At 63.5% G+C, this 26,021-nt stretch carries 28 protein-coding genes; 5 read left to right on the top strand and 23 right to left on the bottom strand.

The features are described 5' to 3' along the window. Positions 1 to 9: 9 nt before the first annotated feature. The 10 genes from fabZ to EJ073_RS03510 all read right to left on the bottom strand — a co-directional run bounded on the left by fabZ (position 10) and on the right by EJ073_RS03510 (position 10,230). Positions 10 to 468, bottom strand: coding sequence for a 3-hydroxyacyl-ACP dehydratase FabZ (fabZ, locus tag EJ073_RS03555; protein WP_126054471.1), 459 nt, complete (start codon positions 466 to 468; stop codon positions 10 to 12). Continuing rightward, entirely contained in the window at positions 461 to 1,516 is a 1,056-nt protein-coding gene (lpxD, locus tag EJ073_RS03550) for a UDP-3-O-(3-hydroxymyristoyl)glucosamine N-acyltransferase (protein WP_126054470.1), read from the bottom strand. Before lpxD ends, fabZ begins: the two co-directional genes overlap by 8 nt. A gap of 78 nt (positions 1,517 to 1,594) precedes the next feature. Next, positions 1,595 to 3,952: an outer membrane protein assembly factor BamA gene (gene bamA / locus EJ073_RS03545; protein ID WP_126054469.1), complete on the bottom strand. Its 2,358-nt coding sequence runs from the start codon at positions 3,950 to 3,952 to the stop codon at positions 1,595 to 1,597. A gap of 218 nt (positions 3,953 to 4,170) precedes the next feature. Then, the gene (gene rseP / locus EJ073_RS03540; RefSeq protein WP_126054468.1) at positions 4,171 to 5,313 is read right to left on the bottom strand and encodes an RIP metalloprotease RseP; all 1,143 of its coding nucleotides are present in this window, start codon (positions 5,311 to 5,313) and stop codon (positions 4,171 to 4,173) included. Between the two features lie 103 nt (positions 5,314 to 5,416). Continuing rightward, the gene (locus EJ073_RS03535; RefSeq protein ID WP_126054467.1) at positions 5,417 to 6,232 is read right to left on the bottom strand and encodes a phosphatidate cytidylyltransferase; all 816 of its coding nucleotides are present in this window, start codon (positions 6,230 to 6,232) and stop codon (positions 5,417 to 5,419) included. Between the two features lie 11 nt (positions 6,233 to 6,243). Next, positions 6,244 to 6,963 carry an isoprenyl transferase gene (locus EJ073_RS03530; protein ID WP_126054466.1) on the bottom strand — a complete coding sequence of 240 codons (720 nt, stop codon included), beginning with the start codon at positions 6,961 to 6,963 and terminating at the stop codon, positions 6,244 to 6,246. 33 nt (positions 6,964 to 6,996) lie between these two features. Next, on the bottom strand, positions 6,997 to 7,551 hold the full coding sequence (gene frr, locus EJ073_RS03525) for a ribosome recycling factor (RefSeq protein ID WP_126054465.1): 555 nt from the start codon (positions 7,549 to 7,551) through the stop codon (positions 6,997 to 6,999). Between the two features lie 121 nt (positions 7,552 to 7,672). Further along, positions 7,673 to 8,395 (bottom strand): UMP kinase, encoded by a 723-nt coding sequence (pyrH, locus tag EJ073_RS03520; RefSeq protein ID WP_126054464.1) that lies wholly within the window; start codon positions 8,393 to 8,395, stop codon positions 7,673 to 7,675. Between the two features lie 159 nt (positions 8,396 to 8,554). Beyond that, entirely contained in the window at positions 8,555 to 9,664 is a 1,110-nt protein-coding gene (locus EJ073_RS03515) for an aldo/keto reductase (protein WP_126054463.1), read from the bottom strand. A 38-nt stretch (positions 9,665 to 9,702) separates the two neighbouring features. After that, positions 9,703 to 10,230 carry a nuclear transport factor 2 family protein gene (locus EJ073_RS03510; protein ID WP_126054462.1) on the bottom strand — a complete coding sequence of 176 codons (528 nt, stop codon included), beginning with the start codon at positions 10,228 to 10,230 and terminating at the stop codon, positions 9,703 to 9,705. Positions 10,231 to 10,346: 116 nt separating this feature from the next. Between EJ073_RS03510 and EJ073_RS03505 the strand changes: the two genes are divergently transcribed. Beyond that, entirely contained in the window at positions 10,347 to 11,273 is a 927-nt protein-coding gene (locus EJ073_RS03505) for a LysR family transcriptional regulator (protein ID WP_126054461.1), read from the top strand. A 27-nt stretch (positions 11,274 to 11,300) separates the two neighbouring features. Here EJ073_RS03505 and tsf read toward each other — a convergent pair whose 3' ends face one another. The 5 genes from tsf to EJ073_RS03480 all read right to left on the bottom strand — a co-directional run bounded on the left by tsf (position 11,301) and on the right by EJ073_RS03480 (position 15,071). Then, the gene (gene tsf, locus EJ073_RS03500) at positions 11,301 to 12,221 is read right to left on the bottom strand and encodes a translation elongation factor Ts (RefSeq protein ID WP_126054460.1); all 921 of its coding nucleotides are present in this window, start codon (positions 12,219 to 12,221) and stop codon (positions 11,301 to 11,303) included. 117 nt (positions 12,222 to 12,338) lie between these two features. Next, positions 12,339 to 13,118: a 30S ribosomal protein S2 gene (gene rpsB, locus EJ073_RS03495; RefSeq protein ID WP_126054459.1), complete on the bottom strand. Its 780-nt coding sequence runs from the start codon at positions 13,116 to 13,118 to the stop codon at positions 12,339 to 12,341. Between the two features lie 177 nt (positions 13,119 to 13,295). Then, complete coding sequence (locus EJ073_RS03490; protein ID WP_126054458.1) at positions 13,296 to 13,907, bottom strand: LysE family translocator; 612 nt, start codon at positions 13,905 to 13,907, stop codon at positions 13,296 to 13,298. Continuing rightward, positions 13,904 to 14,182: a DUF4031 domain-containing protein gene (locus EJ073_RS03485; RefSeq protein ID WP_126054457.1), complete on the bottom strand. Its 279-nt coding sequence runs from the start codon at positions 14,180 to 14,182 to the stop codon at positions 13,904 to 13,906. Before EJ073_RS03485 ends, EJ073_RS03490 begins: the two co-directional genes overlap by 4 nt. Positions 14,183 to 14,240: 58 nt before the next feature. Further along, positions 14,241 to 15,071, bottom strand: coding sequence for a cell envelope integrity EipB family protein (locus EJ073_RS03480; RefSeq protein ID WP_126054456.1), 831 nt, complete (start codon positions 15,069 to 15,071; stop codon positions 14,241 to 14,243). Between the two features lie 137 nt (positions 15,072 to 15,208). Between EJ073_RS03480 and EJ073_RS03475 the strand changes: the two genes are divergently transcribed. From EJ073_RS03475 to EJ073_RS03460, 4 genes are all read left to right on the top strand, one after another. After that, positions 15,209 to 15,673, top strand: coding sequence for a RidA family protein (locus EJ073_RS03475; protein WP_126054455.1), 465 nt, complete (start codon positions 15,209 to 15,211; stop codon positions 15,671 to 15,673). A gap of 14 nt (positions 15,674 to 15,687) precedes the next feature. After that, the gene (locus tag EJ073_RS03470) at positions 15,688 to 16,416 is read left to right on the top strand and encodes a glycerophosphodiester phosphodiesterase (protein ID WP_126054454.1); all 729 of its coding nucleotides are present in this window, start codon (positions 15,688 to 15,690) and stop codon (positions 16,414 to 16,416) included. A gap of 41 nt (positions 16,417 to 16,457) precedes the next feature. Beyond that, positions 16,458 to 17,672: a GNAT family N-acetyltransferase gene (locus tag EJ073_RS03465; RefSeq protein ID WP_126054453.1), complete on the top strand. Its 1,215-nt coding sequence runs from the start codon at positions 16,458 to 16,460 to the stop codon at positions 17,670 to 17,672. Positions 17,673 to 17,781: 109 nt separating this feature from the next. Continuing rightward, positions 17,782 to 18,207 (top strand): HIT family protein, encoded by a 426-nt coding sequence (locus EJ073_RS03460; protein ID WP_126054452.1) that lies wholly within the window; start codon positions 17,782 to 17,784, stop codon positions 18,205 to 18,207. Positions 18,208 to 18,247: 40 nt separating this feature from the next. Here the strand turns inward: EJ073_RS03460 and EJ073_RS03455 are convergent, their stop codons facing one another. From EJ073_RS03455 to secY, 8 genes are all read right to left on the bottom strand, one after another. Continuing rightward, the gene (locus tag EJ073_RS03455) at positions 18,248 to 19,558 is read right to left on the bottom strand and encodes a replication-associated recombination protein A (RefSeq protein WP_126054451.1); all 1,311 of its coding nucleotides are present in this window, start codon (positions 19,556 to 19,558) and stop codon (positions 18,248 to 18,250) included. 39 nt (positions 19,559 to 19,597) lie between these two features. Continuing rightward, on the bottom strand, positions 19,598 to 21,085 hold the full coding sequence (locus EJ073_RS03450) for a DegQ family serine endoprotease (protein WP_126054450.1): 1,488 nt from the start codon (positions 21,083 to 21,085) through the stop codon (positions 19,598 to 19,600). Positions 21,086 to 21,279: 194 nt separating this feature from the next. Continuing rightward, positions 21,280 to 21,711 (bottom strand): 50S ribosomal protein L17, encoded by a 432-nt coding sequence (gene rplQ, locus EJ073_RS03445; RefSeq protein WP_126054449.1) that lies wholly within the window; start codon positions 21,709 to 21,711, stop codon positions 21,280 to 21,282. Between the two features lie 104 nt (positions 21,712 to 21,815). Next, the gene (locus tag EJ073_RS03440) at positions 21,816 to 22,826 is read right to left on the bottom strand and encodes a DNA-directed RNA polymerase subunit alpha (protein ID WP_006205443.1); all 1,011 of its coding nucleotides are present in this window, start codon (positions 22,824 to 22,826) and stop codon (positions 21,816 to 21,818) included. A 102-nt stretch (positions 22,827 to 22,928) separates the two neighbouring features. Then, entirely contained in the window at positions 22,929 to 23,318 is a 390-nt protein-coding gene (gene rpsK, locus EJ073_RS03435) for a 30S ribosomal protein S11 (RefSeq protein WP_006205444.1), read from the bottom strand. 158 nt (positions 23,319 to 23,476) lie between these two features. Beyond that, positions 23,477 to 23,845 carry a 30S ribosomal protein S13 gene (gene rpsM, locus EJ073_RS03430; RefSeq protein ID WP_006205445.1) on the bottom strand — a complete coding sequence of 123 codons (369 nt, stop codon included), beginning with the start codon at positions 23,843 to 23,845 and terminating at the stop codon, positions 23,477 to 23,479. 188 nt (positions 23,846 to 24,033) lie between these two features. Beyond that, the gene (locus EJ073_RS03425; protein ID WP_126054448.1) at positions 24,034 to 24,633 is read right to left on the bottom strand and encodes an adenylate kinase; all 600 of its coding nucleotides are present in this window, start codon (positions 24,631 to 24,633) and stop codon (positions 24,034 to 24,036) included. Further along, entirely contained in the window at positions 24,630 to 25,970 is a 1,341-nt protein-coding gene (gene secY, locus EJ073_RS03420; protein ID WP_126054447.1) for a preprotein translocase subunit SecY, read from the bottom strand. Before secY ends, EJ073_RS03425 begins: the two co-directional genes overlap by 4 nt. Between the last annotated feature and the right edge of the window lie 51 nt (positions 25,971 to 26,021).

Below are 26,021 nucleotides of genomic sequence, written 5' to 3'. Positions count from 1 at the left end.
TTTGAACCGTCAGCCGGTGACCATCATAGCCGAAACCTCGGCTTCCGCAGCTTTTGCTCCATCGACCATCGCTTCGCAGGCGAATTTGAGCAGGTTGCCGCGCTTCTTGATCTTCTTGACGTGAATCCTGAGCTGGTCGCCGGGAACGACCGGCTTGCGAAACTTCGCATTGTCGATGGTCATGAAATAGACCAGCGATGGCTTTTCCGTGTTGAGGCTGCGGATGCAGATCGCGCCGGCGGTCTGCGCCATGGCCTCGATGATCAGCACGCCGGGCATCACTGGCTGCTGCGGGAAATGGCCCTGGAAATGCGGCTCGTTGATGGTCACGTTCTTGATGCCGACGGCGGACTCGTCGCCATCGATGTCGACGATGCGGTCGATCAGCAGGAACGGATAGCGGTGCGGCAGGAGCTTCATAAGCCCCATTATGTCGACCGCCTCAAGCGTCGCCACCATATCAGCCATTCCCATCGCCTTGTTTGCGGGTCCTGGCCAGCTTGCGCAGCATGGCGATTTCACGCATGGCCTCGGCCATCGGCTGCGCCGGATAGCCTCCCCAGATCTCGCCCGCCGGGACGTTGCTCATGAATCCGCTTCTCGCTGCAAGCTTGGCCCCAGGCCCTATGGTCAAATGATCGGCTAGGCCGACGCCGCCACCCATGGTGACACCATCGCCGACGACGACCGAACCGGAAATACCCGAAAGCCCCGCTATAATGCAATTGCGACCGATACGAACATTGTGGGCGATCTGCACCAGATTGTCGATCTTGGTGCCCTGGCCGATGATGGTGTCGGACATCGCGCCGCGATCGACGGTCGAATTGGAGCCGATCTCGACGTCGTCTTGGATGATGACGCGACCGATCTGCGGCACGCGCTCCGGGCCCTTGGCGCCGGCCACGAAGCCGAAGCCGTCCTGGCCGATCCTGGCGCCGCCATGGATGATGACGCGGTTGCCGATCAGCGCGTACTGCACGCTGGCACCCGGGCCGATATAGCCGTCACGGCCGATCTGGGAGGAATGGCCGATCACCGCATGCGGAGCGATGATGGTGCCGTTGCCGACCGAAACGCGCGGACCGATGACCGCGCCGGCCTCGACGATCGCGCCGGCCTCGACATGCGCCGAGGGGTCGACATGGGCATGCGGCGAGATTCCGGTTTCGCCGGTCATTGGCCCGGGTGTGGCCGCCTGCGGGAACAGAAGGCGCCCGACCAGCGCGAATGCCTGCTGCGGGCGCGGATGGGTAAGCACCGCTATGCCCGCCGGCGCCTTGCTGGCGAATTCGGCCGGGCAAAGAACCGCCGCGGCCTTCAACAACGGCATGAGGGCAAAATTGCGCCTACCGTCGACGAAGACGAGCGCGTTCTCGCCGCCCTCGTTGGCAGGTGCTAGGGCTTCGATGGAGACATGCGACTGGGCAGAATCGACAAGCTGAGCGCCGGTCAGATTCGCGACTTCGCCGGCCGTATACCGGCGTGATGGCGCGAAGAACACCGGATCGGTCATTCCAGAAGCAATATCCAGCTAGGTCGGATCACGCTCTTCCGGACCGCATGGCGGCCCGGAAGCATTGTTACCCGCGGATCAGAAACGGGTCGCTATGCCGAAGTTGAATTCCTGCACGTCGTCGGTCGGTTCCTTCTTGACCGGGACCGCGTAGTCGATGCGGATCGGGCCGAACGGCGACGCCCACATCAAGCCGATACCGACCGAGGCGCGCAGCTTCATGTCGGTTGAGGTCTGAGTGACGGTGGTCACCTTGCTGCCGTACAAAGTGGCGGCATCCGCGAAAACAGCACCGCGCAGGCCGAAGCTTTCCGGAATGACCGGCAGCGGGAACTGTGCTTCAGCCGACGCATTGAAGTAGGTCGTGCCGCCCAGGTGATCCCCCGTAGCGACGTCCGCCGGGCCGATACCGCCATACTCAAAGCCACGGATCATGCGATCGTTGCTCTGGAACTGATCGAAAATGCGCAGCCCATCATCGCCAAACCCTGCGATGTGGCCAGCGCCGGCGGACACAAGACCGACCAGATCGAGCTGCTCGGACAAGGTCTGATAGACGCTCGCCCGCCCGGTCAGCTTCACCCACTTGGCGTCGCCGCCGAGACCGGCGACTTCGGTCGTGCCGTTGATGTAAATACCCTCATGCGGGTTCTTCATGTCGTCGATGGTGTTGTACACCAGACCCAAGCTGACCGAGGATTTCAGCCAGGGGCTTTCAGCGATGCCGTCCTTGATGGCCTGTGAAAGATCACAATCGCCCTGAGTGCCATCGTCGTTGTCGTCGCAGTCATCGTATTTGTATTTCTCCTGCGCGATGTTGTACGCCAGCTGGGTGGAAATGCTGTCGGTGATCGGCAGGCCGAAGCGCACTGTGGCGCCCAGCGTCTCGCTGTCGTAGTGGGTGTAATTGCGCGTCTGCTGGAAGACATCGAAGCCGGCGGCAATGCGGCGCCCGAGGAAGTAAGGCTCGGTGAAGGAAATGCTGTAGTCGCGCGAATTCTTGCCGCCGCCCGCCGCCAGCTTGATGTACTGGCCACGACCGAGGAAGTTGCGCTCCGTGATCGAGCCTTCGACCGACGGACCAGGCGTGTCGCCACCGGTCGAATAGCCGGCGCCGATCGAGAATTCGCCGGTCGACTTCTCGACCACGTCAACCACCAGCACGACCTGATCGGGCTGCGAACCCGGCACGGTCGAGATGTCGACTTTCTCAAAGTAATTGAGCGCTTCCAGGCGCTTCTTCGCGCGCTGGATAAGCACCTGGTTGAAGGCGTCGCCTTCGCTGACATCGAACTCGCGGCGAATGACATAGTCGCGCGTGCGGTCGTTGCCGCGGATTTCGATACGCTCGATATAGGCCTTGGTGCCCTGGTCGATTGTGTAGACCACCGAAATGGTGTGGTTCTCGAAGTTGCGATCGCCGCGTGGTGTCACCTGGGCGAAGGCATAGCCGGAGCCGGCGACCTTCTCGGTCAGCGCGATGATGGAATCCTCGACATCCTTGGCGTTGTAAACGTCACCCTTATGGGTCTCGATCACGGATTCCAGCGACTTGGAGTCGACTTCGGGAATCGTGCTTTCGACGCTGACGTCGCCGAAGGTGTAACGGTCGCCTTCCTGCACGGTGATGGTGACAGTGTATTTGTTGGTGGTGTCATCGAGCTCGCCGACCGCCGAGACCACCTGGAAATCGGCATAGCCGTGATTGTAGTAGAAGCGGCGCAGCAACTCCTGATCGGCGCGCAGCTTGTCCTCGTCATAGACGTCGTCGCGCAGCACGAAGGAGAGCCAGGACGAACGCTTGGTGTTGATCACGTCGGACAGACGGCGGCTGGAATAGGCACTGTTGCCGACGAAATTGATCGCGGCGATCTGGGTGCGGCCACCTTCGTTGATGTTGAAGACGACATTCACGCGGTTGTCGCCGAGTTCCATGATTTGCGTGGTCACCGCCGCATCGTCGCGACCGATGCGCCGGTAGGCGGCCTTGACCGCCTCGACGTCGGAATCAAGCGTCTGCTGCGAGAAGGTCGCGCGCGGCTTGAGCTGGACCGCGGCTTGCAGAGCGTTGTCCTTGAGCTTTTTGTTGCCCTGGAACAGGACCTGATTCACGACCTTGTATTCGGAAACCTTGACGACGAGGGTCGAGCCGACCTGGTTGATCTGCACATCCGAGAACAGGCCGGTGCCGAACAGCGCCTTGACCGCATCATCGATATCGGAGCTGGAGAACGCCTTGCCAGGCTTGATCGTGATGTAGTTGCGGATGGTGTCGGCATCGACGCGCTGGTTGCCGCTGACCTCCACTCTCGAGACGACTGCGGCTTCGGCTACCGATGTGGCAACAAACTGCACTGCGAGCGCGCCTGGCACAACCAGAGCGGCGGACAAAGCCACCGCGGACGCGGCGCTCATAAACTTGGATGCTGCCTTCATCGGGCTTTTGTACCTTTTCTCGTAGTCCCCACGGCGAGAAAACCGGACGTGCGGTAATTTTCCCCTACCGTATTAACCGGATTTTCCCTACACGCAAGGCTTCTGGTTAATTTGTAATTACTTAACCCTGGTGCGTGGCTTTCGCGTCACGCCTACCCCTGTGCATGGTAAACGGCGTCTCAACATTGCGGCTGCCGAAGCCAAATTTCTTCATGATTTCAGCACCCAAACAGATCGTTCCAGAACACGAAGCCCATAAAGCCCAACACCAGAAGCAGTCCGGTCCGGTAGGCCATTTCCATCATCCGCTCCGATACCGGCCGACGGAAGACGGCCTCCACGCCGTAGAACAAGAGGTGGCCGCCGTCGAGGGGGGGAATCGGCAGAAGATTGAGAATTCCTATTCCGACTGACAGGAATGCAACAAGCTGCACCAGCCATTCGAAGCCGAGTTTCGCCGCCTGACCCGACATTTTGGCGATCTTGATCGGTCCCCCAAGCTGGCATTTGTCCTCGCGGCCGACAACGAAACGCTGCAGAAACTGCCCCGTGCGCTGGATGACGTGCCCGGTCTCCTCGATGGCCGCGCCCACGGCACCGACGGGATTGTAGGTGACAATGCGCGCCTGGCCGAGTTCGGTGCTGTTGACGACGCCGATCACGGCCACCTTGATCTTGTTGCCCAGCGCATCCTGCTGTTCCATCGGCACAGGGGTCGCTGTGAGCGTAATCTCCTTGCCATCGCGCAGCATGGTGAAGGCGATGGCATCGCCGGCGCGGCCCTGAACGAGGCGCTGGACGTCAGCGAAGGTCTCGACCGTGCTGCCGTCGACTCTGACGAATCGGTCACCCGGCTGGATGCCTGCCTTGTCGGCGGGGCTGCCAGCGGTGACCTGGGCCACCATTGGGTCCAGCACCGGGCGGCCATAGACGGAAAACAGCACGGCAAAGACGACTATGGTCAGCAGGAAATTGAACAGCGGCCCGGCCACCACTGTCGCGGCGCGTTTCCAGATCGGCTGGGTATGGAACGCGACCTCGCGCTCCGAATCACTCAGCGCCTCCAGGTCCTCGGCGCTCGGCTGGCTCGACGTGGCATTCATGTCGCCGACGAATTTGACATAGCCGCCAAGCGGTATGGCGCAGAGCTTCCAGCGTGTGCCGTGGCTGTCGTTGAAGCCGATGAGCTCGGGGCCGAAGCCGATCGAAAAGGCCTTGACGCCGATGCCGCACAAGCGGCCGATGAGGTAGTGGCCCATTTCGTGTACGAAGACCACCACGGTCAGCACGAACAGGAACGGCACCAGCGTGCCGAGGACGAAGCCTTCCGTGCTGAACAACGCGTGAAGAATCTCGTTCAAGTCGTGTCCTCAAAACCGTGCGCGACGCAGGCCGTGCCGCGACTGTGACATCAATCCGGGCGAATCCGTGGCGCTGCCTGTTCTTCGCCCTGCGGCATGCGGTTCAAATCGGAAACAGCCCCTGCGCCGGATGATCGGCGCCCGCCGAGATCCAGCCGATGACGTACAGGGCCAGAGCCGCCGCGACAAGCCCGTCCACCCTGTCCATGACGCCGCCATGGCCAGGGATCAGGTTGCCGGAGTCCTTCTGGCCGTGGCGGCGCTTGACCCAGGATTCGAAAAGGTCACCTGCCTGCGCCACCACCGACAGGGCGAGTGCCACGAGGCCGAGTGTTCCGAGATTGCCGACTCCGGTCGCCGAGGCCAAAAGCACACCGGCCACGACGCCGCCGACGGCGCCGCCCAACGCCCCGCTCTGCGTCTTGCCGGGCGAGATCGACGGCGCCAGCTTCGGGCCGCCAACGGCGCGACCGACGAAATAGGCCGCTATGTCGGTCGCCCAGACGACGGCGAACAGGAAGAGGATCGCAATCAGGCCGGAATGGTCGCCGTCGCGCAGCATCGCCAGCGACAGGCCCGAGAGCGACGCATAGGCCAGGCCCGGGGCATCCCATTGCGCCGTCCCGCGCATTCGAGCGCCGGCCGCCGTGACGACAACCATGATCGCGACGAGGATCAGCTGCCAGGACGCCGGCACGCCGGCAATCAAGGTGCCGACGAAAGCCAGCAGCAGCGCTTCCGGCAGAAAGCCCAGGGCGCCGCCGGTTGTCGGGCGCGACATGCGTGACCATTCGTAGAAGATGGTGCAGGCGATGAAGCTGCAGAGCAAGCGGAACGGCATGCCGCCGAGCCAGGTGAGTCCGAGGGTGACGGCGGCCAGTACGAGCGCCGAAATCACACGCAGCTGGAGATTGCTCATCTGGCCGCCGCTCACGAAGCGACGTCTTGGGCGGCAAGCCCGCCGAAACGGCGCTCGCGGCTTGCGAAGTCGCGCAGCGCGTCGGCCAGGTGTTCCCGGCTGAAATCGGGCCAGTAGCAAGGCAGGAACACAAGCTCGCTGTAGGCCGCCTGCCAGAGAAGGAAATTCGACAACCTCAGCTCGCCGCTGGTGCGGATGACCAGCTCCGGGTCGGGAATGCCATCGGTGTCGAGCGCGCCGGCAAAGGCCTCCGCCGTGATAGCCTCGGCGGTGATTTCGCCGCGCCCGGCAGCCGCGGCAAGCTTGCGCGCCGCGCGCACGATCTCGTCGCGCCCGCCATAGTTGAAGGCAATGACCAGCGTCAGCGCCTTGTTGCCGGCGGTGAGCGATTCGGCTTCCTGCAGCAGGCCCCTGATATCGGGCTGCAGCCCCGCCCTGTCGCCGACGATTCGCACTCGCACGCCGTTCTGATGCAGTTCGGCAAGGTCGCGACGGATAAACAGTTTCAACAGGCCCATCAGGTCGCTGACCTCGGATTTCGGCCGCGACCAGTTTTCCGACGAGAAGGCGTATACTGTCAGGAACGAGACGCCGAGGTCGGGCGCGGCGCGCACTGTCTTGCGCAAGGCCTCGACGCCCGCGCGATGGCCGGCAAGCCGCGGCATGCCGCGCGCCTTGGCCCAGCGTCCGTTTCCATCCATGATGATCGCGACATGCGCGGGCGTTGCCATGGTCTCGCTTTCGGGCCGGTGGAGAGCCGAACCCTAAACCTGCATGATTTCAGCTTCCTTATCGGAAAGCAGATGGTCGATGGTGCTGATCATCTCGTCGGTCAGTTTCTGCACCTGATCCGAACGCTTGCGGTGATCGTCCTCGCCGATGAGGCCGTCCTTTTCGGCCTTCTTGAGGAAATCCATGCCGTCGCGCCGGACATGGCGGACAGCGACGCGGGCGTTCTCGGCATAGCCGTGCGAGATCTTGACCAGTTCCTTGCGGCGCTGCTCGTTGAGTTCGGGCAGCGGGATCCTCAGATTGGTGCCGTCGACGATGGGGTTGAAGCCGAGGTTGGATTCGCGGATGGCGCGGTCGACGGCGCCGACCATCGCCTTGTCCCAGACCGACACCGAAAGCATGCGCGGCTCCGGCACGGACACGTTCGCCACCTGGTTGATCGGCATCGTCGTGCCGTAGGCCTGGACCTGAATTGCGTCGAGCAGGTTGCTGGACGCGCGGCCGGTGCGCAGCGAAGCCAGGTCATGCCGGAACGCGGCGATCGCCCCGTCCATGCGCCGCTTGAGGTCGTCGAACTCACCACTCATCATTGTCTCCTCGACCCGTTTGCCGGGTTCACTGTTTCAGGGCAACAGCCCCGTGCTCGAGCCTTGTTCCGATACCGCCTGCCGCTTCATAGCGGGCTTCCGGATCGGCATCGGCTCCGGATCAATCGTCCGCAACGACCGTACACCGGCCGCCGCCCCTCAGAATCTCGCCAAAACCACCCTTTTCGTGGATCGAATAGACGATTATCGGAATGTTGTTTTCGCGCGCAAGTGCAATCGCTGCCGTATCCATGATCGAAAGCCCGCGTTTGATCACTTCCGCATGGCTTATGCGTTCGAAGCGGGTCGCGTTCGGGTCTTTCTTGGGATCGGCGGAATAGACGCCGTCGACCTGGGTGCCCTTGAACAGCGCATCGGCGCCAATCTCGGCGGCGCGGAGCGCTGCTGCCGAATCGGTGGTGAAGAACGGATTGCCGGTACCGCCGGCGAAGATGACCACCTTGCCCTGGTTCATGTAGGCGGTGGCCTGGCGCTGGGAGAAGCTCTCGCAAAGCTCCGGCATGGCGATCGCCGACAGCACTACGGCATCGACGCCGATCTTGTTCAGCGAGGTGCGCAGCGCCAGCGAGTTGATGACGGTGGCAAGCATGCCCATGTGATCGCCGGTGACGCGGTCGCCGCCCTTGGACGCAACCGCCACGCCTCGGAAAATGTTGCCGCCGCCGATGACGACGCCGACCTCGATGCCCATCGCGCGGGCCTCGGCAATGTCGGCCGCGATGCGGTCAACGACCGAGACATCGATGCCGAAATGCTGCTCCCCCATCAACGCTTCGCCCGACGCTTTCAGCAAGACACGTCGGTAGAGGGGCTTCGCCGTCATCTGATCCTCGTCATTGTGCGTGTGAAGCGCCTGGGGTGGCCGCCCTCGCGCAGGCGCCGCGCCCAAAAACACCGGCGCGATGCGAGTTCCGATACACGAAGGGCGCCGCGATGTCACGCGGCGCCCCTGCGCAATGCCCGCCTCTCCGGCTTGCGCCAATCAGTCGCTGGCAACGCTGACGGCTTCGCCCTCGATGAGCACCGGCTGCGCATAGCCGGCCGGCTTGTCGCCAGTCGTGGCGCCGCCGGTGACCCGGCCCTGGATCTCGAAGCCGAAATAGGAATGGGGGAATGGCGCCGGGGATCTGCTGACTACCTCCAGTCTTTCGCGAAGCGCGGCTGGAATTGAAAAATCCAGCGCCCCGATATTGTCCTGTAGTTGGGCAAGCTTGGTCGCGCCGAGAATGACCGTGGCGACGCCCGGCTGCGTCGCCACCCAGTTGAGCGCGACCTGGGGCATGCTGCGGCCGAGTTCGGCGGCAACCTTTTCGAGCTCCGCCACGATCTTCCAGTTGCGCTCGGTGAATTTCTGGAACCCCGGATGGGTGGTGTTGCGGAACCCATCGAGCCGGCCGGCATTTCCGGCCTGCGCCGGCCGATACTTGCCGCTGAGCAAGCCGCTGGCCAGCGGGCTCCAGACCATGATGCCCGCCCCGTGACGCGTGCCGAAGGGGACGAACTCATGCTCGATCGAACGTTCGGCGAGCGAATATTCGAGCTGCAAGGCCGAAACTGGCTCGTAGCCGCGCAATTCGGCAATCGCCTGGGCGCGGCCGGCATACCAGGCCGGCACGTCCGACAGACCGATATGGCGCACCTTGCCCGCGCGCACCAGGTCGTCCAGCGTGCGCATGACCTCTTCGGCCGGCGTCAGCCTGTCCCAGACGTGAAGCAGGTAGAGGTCGATATAGTCCGTGCCGAGCCGCCTGAGCGAGGCCTCCACCGCGCGCATGATGTTCTTGCGGCCATTGCCGCCGCTGTTCGGATTGCCGGGCTCGGTGTTCATGGTGAACTTGGTGGCGATCACTGCCTTGTCGCGCAGCCCGCGCTCGGCGACGAATTCGCCGAGCCAGGTCTCGCTCGTGCCATTGGTGTAGAGGTCGGCGGTATCGAAGAAATTGCCGCCTGCCTCGACATAGGCGTCGAACATCGAGCGGGCGGTTTCCCGGTCGGCTCCCCAGCCCCATTCCGTGCCGAAGGTCATCGTGCCGAGCGCGATGCGGCTTACCCGAAGGCCGCTGTTGCCGAGGGTGTAGTAATTCATCGTCATGATGTAGTTCCGATTCTGATAGGGATTGATGCCGCCATTCAGCGGCCGGGAGTGGTCTTGACCCACGCGTTGCCGCGCTCATGCGTCATGCGGAACGTGAAGCCATCCACTTTCCAGCCGGCTTGCGTGCGGGTCAGGCGGTGCTCGTAGGTGCCCCAGACTTCCCAGAGCGGGTCGCCATTGCCTTCCATCCGATTCCAGGCGTAGCCATTCGACGACACGGTGGCGCGGTCGCCGTCGATCACCACCTGGTGGTTGGTGCGCAGGTGCAGGCTCGTCTTGCTCCCCTTGAGGTTCGCCGACCATGTGCCGATCAGCTCGTCCGAGGCGATGGTGGCCGGCGGCCGTCCGGAGAGGCTGCTGAAATCCACAGTGACCCGATCCGCGAAATAGCTACGGGCAAGCGGCCAGTCCTGCGCGTCGACGGCGCGGTCGATCGAGTCGGCGATGCGGATCACGGCGCGCTCATTGGCGTGCGCGTGCCAGTCCGACGGTTCCGCTCCGCCGGCATCGACCGGTGCCAATGCCATGCCCGCTGCGAAAGTGACGTGCTTCAACGCTTTCATCTCGTCTTCTCCTTCTGCATCGGCCCGCCGCCGGTGGCGCTGGCGACAATGTGTGCAAGTATGCGGCAGACGATAAGATTGCATTGTTCGCAATGACTATGCGATACCGCTCATCAATGGATCGCGATCTGCTCAGCCACCTGCCTGTCGTCGTCGCCGTCGCACGGCGCGGCGGCTTCGCGCTCGCCGCGGCCGAGCTCGGCATGAGCCCGTCGGCGGTCAGCCACGCTGTGCGTCTGGTCGAGGAGCGGATCGGTCAGCCGCTGTTCGCGCGCACGACGCGCAGCGTCTCGCTGACCGAAGCCGGCAAGGCATTGATCGAGACCGCAGCCCCTGCCCTGCAGGACATCGCCGAACGCATGGACCGCATCCGCGGCATCGGCGGCCGCCCGGCGGGGCTGCTCAGGATCAACGTCTCCCATATCGCCATCCCGCTGGCGGTGACCCCCGTGGTGGCGGCGATGGCGGAGCGCTATCCGGACGTGACCGTCGAGCTGTTTGCCGATCAGGGCCTCGTCGATATCGTGGGAGAAGGTTTCGACGCCGGCATCAGGCTGGGCGAGATGATCGCACAGGATATGGTGGCGGTCCGGCTGACGCCGCCATTCAGTGTCGTGATGGCTGCTTCGCCGACCTATGTCGGGCGGCGCGGCCGTCCCACCGCCATCGCCGATCTCGCCGGCCACAATTGCATCGGCTACCGCCTCGTGCGCAGTGGCGCGCTCTACCGCTGGGACCTGAGCGAGGACGGCAATGACGTCTCTGTGGAAACGAATGGCACGGCAATCGTCACCGATTCGCTCGCCGCGATCGACCTCGCGCTTGCCGGGGTTGGCATCATCTATGTCTTTGAGCCGCTGGTGCGCGCCCACATCGCCGCCGGTCGCCTCGTGCAGATCCTGCCGCAGTCGGCGATCGAGGAACCCGGCCTGTTCCTCTATTTCCCGCGCCGGGCGTCGATGGCGCCGAAGCTCCGGGCCTTCATCGACACCGCGCAAGAAATCGGCCGGGCATCCTCGCGGACGCCCGGCCGTGCTGCCTGAGCTCTGTAGCCCTACTTGTGCTTCGGGCTATTTCTTGACCGCCGCCGCGACTTCCGCGGCGAAATCGGTCTCTTCCTTCTCGATGCCTTCGCCGAGCGCGTAACGCACATAGCCGGTGATCTTTGCAGGAGCGCCGATTTCCTTCTCGGCATCCTTCAGCGCCTTCTCGACGGTGATGTCGGGATTGAGCACGAAAGCCTGCTTCAGCAGAACGACCTCTTCATAGAACTTGCGCAGGCGGCCCTCGACCATCTTTTCGATGATCGCCTCCGGCTTGCCGGACTGGCGCGCCTGGTCGGAGAAGATCGCCTTCTCGCGTTCGACCAGCGCCGGATCGACTTCCTCGGCGGTCAGCGCAACCGGGTTGGAATTCGCAACATGCATGGCGACATGGCGACCAAAGGCATTTGCGGCCTCTGCATTACCGGTGGTCTCGATGGCAACCAGCACGCCGAGCTTGCCGAGGCCGTCGGCGACCTTGTTATGCACATAGTTCGCCACCACGCCGTGCGCGACAGAGAGCTTGGTCGAACGACGGAAGCCCATGTTTTCGCCGATGGTGCCGACCGCATCCTTGATCGTCTCGGTGACCGACTTGTCCGAGCCCGTGTACTTGGCGGCCGCCACAGCTTCGGTCGCGCCATAGGCCAGCGCCACCTTGGCGACGTTGGCGACGATCTCCTGGAACGCGGCATTGCGGGCGACGAAGTCGGTCTCGGAATTGACCTCGACAATGGCAGCCTCGCGCAGGCCGGCATCAACGCCGATAAGGCCCTCGGCAGCGGTGCGGCCAGCCTTCTTGTCGGCCTTGGAGATGCCCTTCTTGCGCAGCCAGTCGACGGCCTCTTCCATGTTGCCGTTGGTCTCGTTCAACGCCGCCTTGCAGTCCATCATGCCCGCGCCGGTCAAGTCGCGGAGTTCTTTGACCTGTGCAGCCGTAATGCTCATTGTCGCCTCTTTGTTTCAAATGCGCCGACGCACCATCGATTCTCGATGATGCGCCCGGCGACAGCGCTTAGCGCGCCAAGATATTGGAAAGATGAAGGCCGGAACCGGCCTTCGCTATTATGCTTCCGGGGTCTCGGCCGCCGGGGCATCGAGCGCCGGCTCGACCGGAGCCTCGACCGAGGCGCCGATGTCGACGCCGAGCGCGCCCTGCTGGCGAGCGATGCCGTCGATCGCAGCCTTGGCGATCAGGTCGCAGTAGAGCTGGATGGCGCGAGCCGCGTCGTCATTGCCGGGGATGGGGAAGTCGATCTTGTCCGGGTCGCAGTTCGAATCGATGATGGCGACGACCGGAATGCCGAGGCGCTTGGCCTCGAGGATGGCGATCGCTTCCTTGTTGGTATCGATGACGAACATCAGGTCCGGCGTCGAGCCCATGTCCTTGATGCCGCCCAGCGCCTTGTCGAGCTTCTCGCGCTCGCGGTCGAGGTTGAGGCGCTCCTTCTTGGTCAGGCCCTGTGCCTCGCCGGCCAGCAGTTCGTCGAGCTTGCGCAGGCGCTGGATCGAGTTCGAGATCGTCTTCCAGTTGGTCAGCATGCCGCCGAGCCAACGCGAGTTGACGTAATACTGGGCCGAGCGCTGCGCGGCGTCAGCGACGATTTCGGACGCCTGGCGCTTGGTGCCGACGAACAGCACGCGGCCGCCCTTGGCGACGGTGTCCGACACCTGCTTGAGCGCCTGGTGCAGCAGCGGCACCGTCTGCGACAGGTCGATGATGTGGATGTTGTTGCGGGCGCCGTAGATGTAGGGCGCCATCTTCGGGTTCCAGCGGTGGGTCTGGTGGCCGAAGTGAATGCCAGCTTCCAAAAGCTGGCGCATGCTGAAATCAGGCAGAGCCATTCTTAGTTCCTTTCCGGTTGGCCTCCACGGACACAGGCATTTTCGGACCGAGGTCCTTGAACGCCACCGGAGGTTTCAGCCGGATTTCTCCCGGGCAGACACCAAAGTCCGTGTGTGGAATGAACGCGCATATAGAGGGGATGCGCGACAAACGCAAGCGCCCCTGCTCCTTGCCGATCAGCGTGCGACGATCAGCGCACCGGTGCCGATCATGGCGCCGCCGGCAAACCTGTTCATCAGGCGCATGCGCCCCGGCGTCCTGAACCAGCCGGAGGCCCGCCCGGCGAGCGCCGCGTAGACGCCCATGGTGCCAATGTTGACGCTGATGACGACCGCTATCACCAGCAGCCCATCGGCGAAGGTCATGGTGTCGAGATCGAGGATCAGCGGCATGATCGAGGCGTGGAACAGGATTGCCTTGGGATTGCCGAGCGCTATGGAGGCGCCGAGGAAAAACGAGCGTGAGAGCCTCGCCTGGGATGCCTGCGCCGTATCCGCACGGGCGTTGGCCGAGCGCCACATCCGGATGCCGAGGAACACCAGATAGGCAGCGCCCGCATATTTCAGGGCGAGGAACACCCATTCGAAAGTCTGTGCCAGCGCCACCAGGCCGAGCAGCGCCAGGATCACCAGCACCGCATCGCCGAAGGCAATGCCGACACCGGCCATGAAGGCGCGGACGAAGCCACGCGAGACGCCGTTGGTGATGACCGCGAACATTGCCGGGCCGGGCGTAGCGGCGGCAAGCGTGATCGCGGCGCAGTAAGCCAGAAATGCCGTGAGCGTCATGGCCTTATCTTCCCGTTAGGAACCCGCACACGGCGGAAGATCGCAACAATCTCCTCGCGGCTGCACTCGATCGCGCCCAGCCGCACCGCCCGGTCGCGCTCGAAGCCGGTTATGTCATAATGCGGCGCCGATGTCTTGGGCGGCCCCTGGTAGGACGAGCGCTTGAGGCCGAGTTCGGTGGCAAAGCGATGCAGTTCATCGGTGTCGTCGGCCATCAAATGGCACCAGCGGTGGCCGGCCCATTTCCAGATCGCCGCATCGACATAGATCGCCATCAGGCCTGCCGCTCCCCTCTTCAGCGCCGACGGCCCTGCGAGACGATTTGCCTTTGGACTATTTCGATGCAGGACAGGGTTTCGCCTGGTCGAACAGCGACAGGTTGACCAGCTTGCCGGTCATCGAGAAGTCGCCATAGTCCATGACGAGATCGCGGGTGATGCCGTTTTCGTGCAGCTTGAAGCTGATCCGGTACTCCGGGACCTCCTCGCCGCTCTTGTCGGTGTCGTCGAAATAGGCGATGTCGACCGGCCAGTATTTGTCGGCGGCGAGCTTGGCCAGCGCCGGCGCTTCCGGGTCGGTCTTGTCGGCGTCGGTCTTCTTGCCGACGACGACCGTCGTGGTCATCACCTTGTTGGCGTCTTCCGACCCGTCGAAAAGGTTGGTTTCATAGAAGCTTTCGCCCTTCTCGGCCTTGCCGATCAGTTCCACCAGATGCTGGGTCGGGAACTGGGTGGCGGCGAGCTCCAGGCTGTTCTTCTCGGGCTTGTCGATGTCGACCTTGAGGCCCTTGGGCTCCCTGGTCGCCATGCCCTTGACCTCCTTGTCGAGATTCTGGTCGACGAAGGATTTGGTGACGAAGGAGAAGGTCTTGCCCTCGGCATCCTCGAAAGTGGTCGTCTGTTGATCGGTCAGACGCGTATTGTCGTTGGTGACGATCTGGGTGACGAAGCGGAACTTTACCGTGTAGCCCTCGCAGGGCGAGCCATTGAATTCGTAGACCATGCGGCCCGAAATGCCGGTTATGCCGGAGCGGTCGGATGCCTTGTTGAGGGTCAGGTCGTAGACCGCGCGGTGCGCCTGCAGCGCCGGAACGGCAAAGGCGGGAGCCACCAGGAACAGCGCTGGCACAAGAACGGCAGGGAATGCTAGGCGCTTTGCGCGCATATGGTGCTCCGATCGTCGCGGCTGATGGCAGGCCGCAGGGAAAGATGGTCCAGCTTAAAAAAGTCATGGCGGAAGCGAGGCAAAAATAGCAATTTCGGCCCGGCTCGCGCGGCGTCTTCAAGCAATAGGGAAATACGATGGGTGAAACAATCGAAAAGCGGCTAAGCGATCTCGGCGTCACAATTCCGGCTGCCGCCGCGCCGGCCGCCAACTATGTGCCCTATTGCCGGACCGGCAATCTGCTGTTCACGGCGGGGCAGTTGCCGCTCAAGGACGGCAAGCTGCAGGCGAGCGGCCTACTCGGCCGCGACGTCGATACGGCGACTGGCAAGGAAGCCGCAAAATACTGCGCCATCAACATTCTGGCGCAGGCCAAGGCAGCGCTCGGCGATCTCGGGAAGGTCCGGCGCCTGGTCAAGATCACCGTCTTCGTCGCCTCGGCGCCCGACTTTGTCGAGCAGCATCTGGTCGCCAACGGCGCTTCCGATTTCCTGGTCGCGGTGCTGGGCGAAAGCGGCAAGCACGCCCGCTCCGCCGTCGGCACCGCCTCGCTGCCGCTTAACGCGGCGGTGGAGATCGAAGCGATCTTCGAAGTCGAATGAGCCGGACCGATATCATGACCGACCTTTCCTGGCTGACCGCACGCCCTGTCGCGCATCGCGGCTTCCACGACATGAACAAGGCGCGCTGGGAGAACACGCTGTCGGCCTTCGCGGCCGCCGCCGAGCGCGGCTACGCGATCGAATGCGACGTGCATCTCTCCTCGGACCGCGTTCCCGTCATCATCCATGATGGCGACCTCAAGCGGCTGACCGGTGAGGACGGCTTCGTCTGGCAGCGCACGGCGGCGGAGCTCTCGGCGCTCAAGGTCGGCGGCACGGCCGATCATGTGCCGACGCTGCAGCAGGCGCTCGACCTGATCGACGGCCGCGTGCCGCTGGTGGTCGAACTGAAGGGCACGCCGGGCTACGACCAGGGCCTTGTGGCGAGCGTCGGCAAGATGCTCAATCGCTACAAGGGCAAGGCGGCGATCATGTCGTTCGACCATTGGCTGATCCGCGATTTTCCGAAGGACGCGCCCGGCATTCCTGGCGGGCTGACCGCCTACGGCAAGGACAACCAGTTGATCGAGGCGCATTTCGCCATGCTGGCGCATGACATCGCCTTCACCTCCTATGCCGCCGGCGACCTGCCCAACCCCTTCGTCAGCTTCGTGCGCCAGCGGCTGAAAATGCCGGTCATCACCTGGACCGTGCATGACCAGCCGGCGGTCGACCTCACCTTCAAATATGCCGACCAGATGACCTTCGAAGGTTTCGAACCCGACCTCGTAAAGGTGGCGTGATCCAGGCTTGCGCAGCCCCGTATGGAGCTTAAATAAGCCTCATGGATCAGGGTGATGACGATGATGGACAGATGGCGAATGCGGAGTTTTCGATCCGCGTCGCCTCCGGTATCGGCGCCTTCACCTGCGATGAGTGGAACGGCTTTGCCGGGACCACGCGCGGTGACAAGGAAAACGGCTACAACCCTCTCGTTTCATTCGCTTTTCTGAGCGCGCTTGAAGAGTCCGGCTGCGCTGTGCGCCGCACCGGCTGGCAGGGCCACCACCTGCGATTGGAGACGGCGCAGGGCAAGCTGCTGGGCGCCGTGCCCTGCTATCTCAAATCGCACAGCCAAGGCGAATATGTTTTCGACCACGGCTGGTCGGATGCGTTCGAACGCGCCGGTGGCCGCTACTATCCGAAGCTGCAAAGTGCCGTGCCGTTCACTCCCGTCACCGGCCCTCGCCTGCTGGTCAGCAAGGGCGAGGATGACAGCGCGGTGAAGGCCGGCCTCGCGGCTGGCCTGAAGATGGTGACCGACAAGCTCGGCGTGTCCTCCGCTCACGTCACCTTCGCCTCGGAAAGCGATGTCGTCACGCTGGAGGCGGCCGGCTTCCTGCACCGCACCGACCAGCAGTTCCATTTCTTCAATGAAGGCTTTTCGAGCTATGACGACTTCCTGGCCACGCTTGCTTCCCGCAAGCGCAAGGCGATGAAGAAGGAGCGGCGCGAGGCACTGGCCGACGGCATCTCGATCGACTGGCTGACCGGCAAGGACCTGACCGAAAGGGTCTGGGACGACTTCTTTGCCTTCTACATGGACACCGGCGGCAGGAAATGGGGCCGTCCCTATCTGAACCGCCAGTTCTTCTCGCTGATCGGCGAGCGCATGGCCGACGACATCCTGCTGGTGATGGCCAGGCGCAACGGCCGCTACATCGCCGGCGCCATCAACTTCATCGGCTCCGATGCGCTCTACGGGCGCAACTGGGGCTGCATCGAGAACCATCCCTTCCTGCATTTCGAGATCTGCTATCACCAGGCGATCGACTTCGCCATCGAACGCAAGCTGAAGGTCGTGGAAGCCGGCGCGCAGGGCGAGCACAAGCTGGCGCGCGGCTACCGCCCGGTGACCATGCACTCGGCGCACTACATCGCGCATCCCGGCCTGCGCAACGCGGTGGCCGATTATCTGCGCCGCGAGCGCCGTGAGGTCGAGCGGATGGGCGAATATCTCGAGGACCACACGCCATTCCGCAAGGATCTGGCCGAATAGCCCCTCGTCCTTGTCGAGGCAGGCATAATCGATCTCGGGTGACCTGCCTTGCCGCGCCATGACGGCTTCGCTACACTAGGCAGGACATCCTTGATCAGGAGCGCCCGCCATGGCTGACTACGATTCCGGCAACATCTTCGCGAAGATCCTGCGCGGCGAAATCCCCTCGCACCGTGTCTATGAAGACGATGCGGTCATCGCCTTCATGGATGTGATGCCGCAAGGAGCGGGCCACACCCTGGTGGTGCCGAAGGCGCCGTCGCGCAATCTGCTCGACGCTGACGCGGCCACGCTCGGGCCGCTCTTCACGATCGTTCAGAAGTTGGCGCGGGCGGTCAAGAAGGCTTTCGGCGCCGATGGCGTCACCATCCTGCAGTTCAACGAACCGGCTTCGGGCCAGACCGTCTACCACCTCCATGTCCATGTCATTCCGCGCTTCGAGGGCATCCCCTTGAAGCCGCACAGCGGACAGATGGAACAGCCCGAGGTGCTGGCGGAAAATGCGAGCAAGATCCGGGCGGCGCTTGCTGACTGAACGAGCGCCGGCCGAAGCGCGCGACCATGGCGCGGCGAGCTTACCTTTCCCGCTCGCCGCGCAGCTTGGCCCAATAGTCCAGCCGTTTCCTGATATCGCGCTCGAAGCCGCGCTCAGGCGGATCGTAGAAGGTGCGCCGGCCCATCTTTTCCGGGAAATAGTCCTGGCCGGAAAAGGCGTCGGGCTCGTCGTGGTCGTAGCGATAGCCGGCGCCGTAGTCCTCTTCCTTCATCAGCTTGGTCGGCGCGTTGAGGATGTGCTTGGGCGGCAGCAGCGAGCCGTACTCCTTGGCCGCTTGCGTCGCCGCCTTGAAGGCGGTGTAGACGGCGTTGGATTTCGGCGCGGTGGCGAGATAGACGGCGGCCTCGGCGAAGGCGAGCTCGCCCTCGGGCGAACCAAGATAGTCATAGGCGTCCTTCGCGGCATTGGCGATGACCAGCGCCTGCGGGTCGGCCAGCCCGATATCCTCCACCGCCATGCGCACCAGCCGACGGCCAAGATAGAGCGGATCCTCGCCTGCGTCGAACATGCGGGCGAGATAGTAGAGGGCGGCGTCCGGGTCGGAGCCGCGCACCGATTTGTGCAGCGCCGAGATCAGATTGTAGTGACCGTCCTGGCCCTTGTCGTAGATCGGCGCGCGGCGCTGGATGATGCGCTGCAGACCCTCCGGGCCGAACACCTCGCCGGACTTGGCGGCGCGCCACACTTCTTCGGCGAGCGTCAGCGAGGCGCGGCCGTCGCCGTCGCTCATGCGGACGAGCATGGCGCGCGCCTCGTCGTCGAGTGGCAGCGCCCTGCCCTCGGCATCCTCGGCGCGTGCCAGAAGCTTGGCGATGCTGTCCTCGCCGAGTGAACGGAACACCAGCACACGCGCCCGCGACAGCAACGCCGCGTTCAGCTCGAAGGATGGGTTTTCCGTGGTGGCGCCGACCAGCACGACGGTGCCGTCTTCCATCACCGGCAAAAAGCCGTCCTGCTGGGCACGGTTGAAGCGATGGATCTCATCGACGAAGAGCAGGGTCTGGCGGCCGTTGGCGCGGCGCAGCTTGGCCGCCTCGAACACCTTCTTCAGGTCGGCCACGCCCGAAAACACCGCCGATATCTGCTCGAAGGCGAGCTTGGTCTCGCCGGCAAGCAACCGCGCAACCGTGGTCTTGCCGGTGCCGGGCGGCCCCCAGAAGATCATCGAGCCGAGAGAGCCGGAATCGATCAGCCTGGTCAGCGCGCCATCGGGACCGGTCAGATGCTCCTGGCCGACCACCTCGCCGAGGTTTTTCGGGCGCAGCCGGTCGGCCAGCGGCCGGCCGGGCGGCGCCTTTTCCGGTTCATCGACGCTGAACAGATCGGCCATGAACGTCTTCGAAGCTGGAGGGCGATCCCTTGGATCGCCTCAATAACGCAACACCTGGCGCAGTATCTGCCCGCCGCGCTCGACGGTAAAGCGCCACCAGCGCGTGTCCTGCTGGGCTATTTGCGCCAGCGTCGCCGCCGTGTCGATGGTCGTGCCGTTCACCTCACGCACAATGTCGCCCGGCTGAAAGCCGAAATCGGCCGCCGGCGAATCGCGATTGATATCTACTACGGTGACGCCCTTGAGGTCGGTGCGCAGGCCGAGCTTCTGGGCAAGCCTCGGCGACAGTTCCGCGACCTTGGCGCCGGCGAACGGGCTGCGGCCATGCAGCGTCACCTCAGTGGCCTTGGCGCCTTCCGGCGCTCGCTCCAGCGGGATCTCCATCGTCGCCTGCTGGCCCTTGCTCAGCACAGCGAAGCTGGCCTTGGAGCCGATCGACAAGGTGGCCATGCGATAGTCAAGAGCCTCGATGCTTTCGACCGTCGTGTTGTTGAGCGACAGCACGACGTCGCCAGGCTTCAGCCCCGCCTTGCCCGCCGGCCCGGTAGCGTCGACCGTCGAGACCAGCGCGCCGGTCGGCTTTTCCATGCCGAGCGATTCGGCGATCTGCGGCGTCACCGCCTCGAACTCGGCGCCGATATAGGGCCGCTCGAAGAAATCGAGCCCGGCTTTGGCGGCGTCAGCGAAAGCCCGCACCATGTTGGCGGGGATGGCAAAACCGATGCCGATCGAGCCGCCGCTGCGGCTGTAGATAGCCGTGTTGATGCCGACCAGCTGACCGCCCATGTTGATCAGCGCGCCGCCGGAATTGCCGGGATTGATGGCGGCGTCAGTCTGGATGAAGTAGCCCGAATCCGAGACGCCGATATGGCTGCGGGCAAGTGCCGAAACGATGCCGCTGGTGGTGGTCTGTCCGACGCCGAACGGATTGCCGATGGCCAGCACCAGGTCGCCGACCTCCAGCGCGTCGGAATCGCCGATGGCGATCACCGGGAAAGGCTTGTCGGCCGAGATCTTGAGCACGGCGAGATCGAGTGTCTCGTCCTTGAGCATGACCTTGCTGGCGAACTCGCGACCGTCAGCGGTCGCCACCTTCACCTCGTCGGCATCCTTGATGACGTGGTAATTGGTGACGATGACGCCGCTCGGGTCGACCAGTACGCCGGAGCCGAGCGAGGACTGCGCGCGCGGCTGCGCGCGCCCGAAGAACTCCTCGAAGAACGGGTCGCCCTCGAAAGGCGACGTCACCTTGGCCGTCTGCGAGGCATAGACGTTGACCACGGCCGGCGCCGTCTGCTTGACCAGCGGCGCGAACGAGAGCTGCACCTCCTCGCGACCGAACGGCACGCGCTTGTCCGGCCCGGAGGTGGCATTTTCGCCTTCGACGCCATGCAGCAGATCGGTCAGCACGTCGGACAAGCCCGGATCAGCGGGCTTGGTGGCGTCCTCGGCCAGTGCCTGCCTGGCCGCCGGTGCGAACGCCAGCAAGGCCGAAATCAGAACAATGGACAGCCGTTTGACGTGCATTCCGAATCCTCCAAATCGGGCGCCATTCTCCCGACGATTGTGCAGAATGAAAGGCTAATGCACCGAAATCCGATAATTGTCGCCCAAAAGCATGCGCTTCGGCCGACGAAATTGTCTGAAACGTAGAGCGCCGCTTTCAGAATGCAAAAAGGGGCCCACAGGGCCCCTTTGAACACACGGCGAAAAGCCCGGGCTCAGGCGGCCGCGGCTTCCTCTTCCGTACCTTCAGCTTCGATGCGGGCGCGGTCGCCGGCGCCCTTGGCCGAGGTGTCGCGGTCGACAAACTCGATCACCGCCATGGCGGCATTGTCGCCGTGGCGGAAGCCCGCCTTCATGATGCGCAGGTAGCCGCCGTTGCGGGAGGCGTAGCGCGGCGCGATCGTCTCGAACAGGCGCTTGACGACGCCCTCATTGCCGATCTGGGCGATCACCTGACGGCGCGCATGCAGATCTCCGCGTTTGCCGAGCGTCACCAGCTTCTCGACGATCGGACGCAGGTCCTTCGCCTTCGGCAGGGTGGTGACGATCTGCTCGTGCTCGATCAGAGACACGGCGAGGTTGGCGAACATAGACTTGCGGTGGCTTACGCTGCGGGCGAAGCGACGGCCTTTGAAACCGTGGCGCATGGCTCTTTTCCTTCTTCAGTTGTTCAAGAGGCCACGGCCTCTGATGGTTTTCCGCATGACCGTCGGATCGACCGGCTCACGCCGCCGATCCTTGGAATTCATGCTCAATATTGGTCTTCGTAACGCTTGGCGAGGTCTTCGATGTTTTCCGGCGGCCAGTCCGGCACTTCCATGCCGAGGTGCAGGCCCATCGCCGCCAAGACTTCCTTGATCTCGTTCAGCGACTTGCGGCCGAAGTTCGGGGTGCGCAGCATCTCGGCTTCGGTCTTCTGGATCAGGTCGCCGATATAGACGATGTTGTCGTTCTTCAGGCAGTTGGCCGAACGCACCGAGAGCTCCAGCTCGTCGACCTTCTTGAGCAGCGCCGGGTTGAAGGCGAGTTCGGTGACGGCTTCGGCCGCGACTTCCTTCTGCGGCTCGTCGAAGTTGACGAACAGGCCGAGCTGGTCCTGCAGAATGCGGGCGGCGAAAGCCACCGCGTCCTCGCCCGAGATCGAACCGTCGGTCTCGATGGTCATGGTCAGCTTGTCATAGTCGAGGACCTGGCCCTCGCGGGTGTTCTCGACCTTGTAGGAGACCTTCTTGACCGGCGAGTAGAGGCTGTCGACCGGGATCAGGCCGATCGGCGCGTCCTCGGCGCGGTTGCGCTCGGCCGGCACGTAGCCCTTGCCGGTGTCGACGGTGAACTCCATGCGGATCTCCGCACCCTCGTCCAGCGTGCAGATGACGTGGTCGGGGTTGAGGATCTCGACGTCGCCGACCGTCTGGATGTCGCCGGCCAGCACGGCGCCCGGGCCCTGCTTGCGAACGACCATGCGCTTCGGGCCGTCGCCTTCCATGCGGATGGCGATTTCCTTGATGTTCAGCACGATATCGGTCACGTCCTCACGCACGCCGGCGATGGATGAGAATTCATGCAGGACGCCGTCGATTTGCACGGCGGTGACGGCCGCGCCACGCAGCGAAGACAGAAGCACGCGCCGCAGCGCGTTGCCCAGCGTGAGGCCGAAGCCGCGCTCGAGCGGCTCGGCCACCAGCGTGGTCAGCGTCTTCTTCTTCGACGAGAACTCGATCTTGTTCGGCTTGATCAGTTCCTGCCAGTTTTTCTGGATCATGATGCTTTCCTTCCGTTGCCCCGCCACCATCCAATCGTGGCGGGCGACCTGGAATGCCGCGGAGGAACACTTTTTGGCGTTCGCGCGGCGTTCGATAGTTCCTTAGACGCGGCGCTTCTTGCGCGGGCGGCAGCCATTGTGCGGGATCGGCGTCACATCACGGATCGAGGTGATGGTGAAGCCGGCGGCCTGCAGCGCGCGCAGCGCCGATTCACGACCGGAGCCAGGTCCGCAGACCTCGACCTCGAGCATGCGCATGCCGTGTTCCTGCGCCTTCTTGGCGACATCCTCGGCGGCCATCTGGGCGGCGAACGGGGTCGACTTACGCGAACCCTTGAAGCCCTGGGCGCCGGCCGACGACCAGGCGATAGAATTGCCCTGCGCGTCGGTGATGGTGATCATCGTGTTGTTGAAGGTCGAATTGACGTGGGCAACGCCCGACGAGATGTTCTTGCGTTCGCGACGGCGAACACGAGCGGCTTCCTTGGCCATGGTAGTCCTTTCAGTTGATCTCTACACCGCCGTAGTGCCAGCGGCTCCACCTTGCTAAGGGAGTAGGGGAATAGGGAAGTAAGGGAGTTGGGAAACAAATGATCCGATTTTCGGACTATTCCCTACTGCCTTACTCCCCTACTCCCTTATTCCCCTAATTACTTTTTCTTGCCGGCGATCGACTTGGCCGGGCCCTTGCGGGTACGTGCGTTGGTATGCGTGCGCTGGCCGCGGACCGGCAGCGAGCGGCGGTGACGCAGGCCGCGGTAGCAGCCGAGGTCCATGAGCCGCTTGATGTTCATCGACACTTCGCGGCGCAGGTCGCCTTCGACCTGGTAGTCGCGGTCGATCGTCTCGCGGATCTGCAGCACTTCCGCGTCGGTCAGTTGGTTGACCCGGCGCTCGGCCGGGATGCCGACCTTGTCGACGATCTCCTGGGCGAACTTCTTGCCAATGCCGTGAATGTACTGAAGCGCGATGACGACGCGCTTGTTGGTCGGAATGTTGACGCCGGCTATACGAGCCATCTTCTCTCATCTCCATATGGGCCGGACGCGCCGACGCTTCAAGTTGCCCCGCGTCCGGTGGAGGCCGGCCCTTGCGGGAGTTTCCAGTTCAAAGCGGCCGCCTTGCCCTTGCGGACAAGCAAAGCCTATGCCTGATGGAAGACGGGCCGCCATACCCCAGCGGACCGCTACAGTCAAGCGCTGTTTCTCTATGCCGCCGCCTGCGTGACGGATTTGAGCACCGCTTCGATCTCTCTCGTGACGGTGTCTATGTCGGCCATGCCGTCGACGCTCTTCAGCCTGCCCTTGGCGTAGTAGTAGCCAATGAGTGGAGCGGTCTTCTTGTAGTACTCCCGCAAGCGCTCCTCGAACACGGCTGGATTGTCATCCTTGCGCACCGGCTGGCCGGCGGCCTTGGCATCCTCGGCGCGCTTGACGATTCGCCCAACCAGCGCCTTGTCATCGACGACGAGCTCGATCACGGCGTCGAGATGGAGGCCACGATCCGCGAGCATCGATTCGACCGCATCGGCCTGCACCAGGGTGCGTGGATAGCCGTCGAGGATGAAGCCATTTGCGCAATCAGCTTGGTCGATGCGCTCGGCCACGATGGCATTGACGATGGCATCGGAAACCAGCTCGCCGGCATCCATCACCGCCTTGGCCCGCTTGCCGACCTCGGTACCGGCCTGCACAGCGGCACGCAGCATGTCACCGGTCGAGAGCTGGGGTATGCGGAACTTCTCTACCAGTCTTTGCGCTTGCGTCCCCTTGCCCGCCCCCGGCGGTCCAAGCAATATCAGCCTCATCTGGTCCTCTTCCCCCCGCGCAACTTCGACTTCTTGATCAGGCCCTCATACTGGTGCGCGATCAGGTGACCCTGAATCTGCGCCACCGTATCGAGCGTTACACTGACCACGATCAGAAGCGATGTGCCACCAAGGTAGAATGGTACGCCAGTCGCTGAAATTAGGAATTCGGGCAGCAGGCACACCAGCACCAGGTAGATGGCGCCGATGACGGTGATGCGCGTGAGAACATAGTCGATGTAATCGGCGGTGCGCTCGCCCGGGCGGTAGCCTGGAATGAAGCCGGAATGCTTCTTGAGCTGGTCGGCGGTGTCCTTCGGGTTGAAAACGATCGCGGTGTAGAAGAAGGCGAAGAACACAATCATCGCCGCGTAGAATGCCATGTAGAGCGGTTGTCCATGGCCCAGCGAGGCAAGGATTGTGCTTGCCCATGCCGGCATGTTGGCCGTCTGCGAAAAGCCGGCGATCGTTGCCGGCAGCAGAAGCAGCGAGGACGCGAAGATCGGCGGGATGACGCCCGAGGTGTTGAGCTTCAGCGGCAAATGCGAGGTGTCGCCCTGGAACATCCGGTTGCCGACCTGGCGCTTCGGGTACTGGATCAGCAGGCGGCGCTGCGCGCGCTCGAAGAACACGATAAGCGCAATGACGACGATGGCGAGCACGATGATCGCCAGGATCAGCCCGGTCGACAGGGCGCCGGTGCGGCCGAGCTCCAGCGTGCCGGAGATGGCACGCGGCAGGCCGGCGACGATGCCGGAGAAGATGATCAGCGAAATGCCGTTGCCGATGCCGCGCGCGGTGATCTGCTCACCGAGCCACATCAGGAACATCGTGCCGCCGACCAGCGTGACGACGGTGGAGATTCGGAAGAACATGCCGGGATCGTTGACAATGCCGTTGCCGCCCTCCAGTCCGACGGAGATGCCGTAGGCCTGCACCAGGGCCAGGAGCACGGTGCCGTAGCGCGTGTACTGGTTGATGATCTTGCGGCCCTGCTCGCCTTCCTTCTTCAGCGCTTCCAGCGACGGAATGACCGAGGTCATCAGCTGCATGATGATGGAGGCGGAGATGTAGGGCATGATGCCCAGCGCGAAGATCGCCATGCGCTGCACCGCGCCGCCGGCAAACATGTTGAACATGCCGAGCACGCCCTTGCTCTGCGAGGAGAAAGCCTGGGCGAACGCGTCGGGATTGATGCCGGGCAGCGGGATATAGGTGCCGAGCCGGTAGACGAGCAGCGCGCCGACGGTGAACCAGATGCGTTTCTTCAGGTCCTCGGCCTTGGCGAAGGCCGAAAAATTCAGATTCGAGGCTAGTTGTTCAGCAGCCGAAGCCATGCCTGATTCTCCGCTTGGTCACGCTCGATGCCCGCAGCTCAGGCGGCGCGT

This window comes from Mesorhizobium sp. M4B.F.Ca.ET.058.02.1.1 (genome assembly GCF_003952505.1).
Lineage (GTDB): Bacteria > Pseudomonadota > Alphaproteobacteria > Rhizobiales > Rhizobiaceae > Mesorhizobium.
The sequence above is the reverse complement of the archived record's forward strand: the minus strand, read 5'-3'. Positions and strand labels throughout refer to the sequence as shown.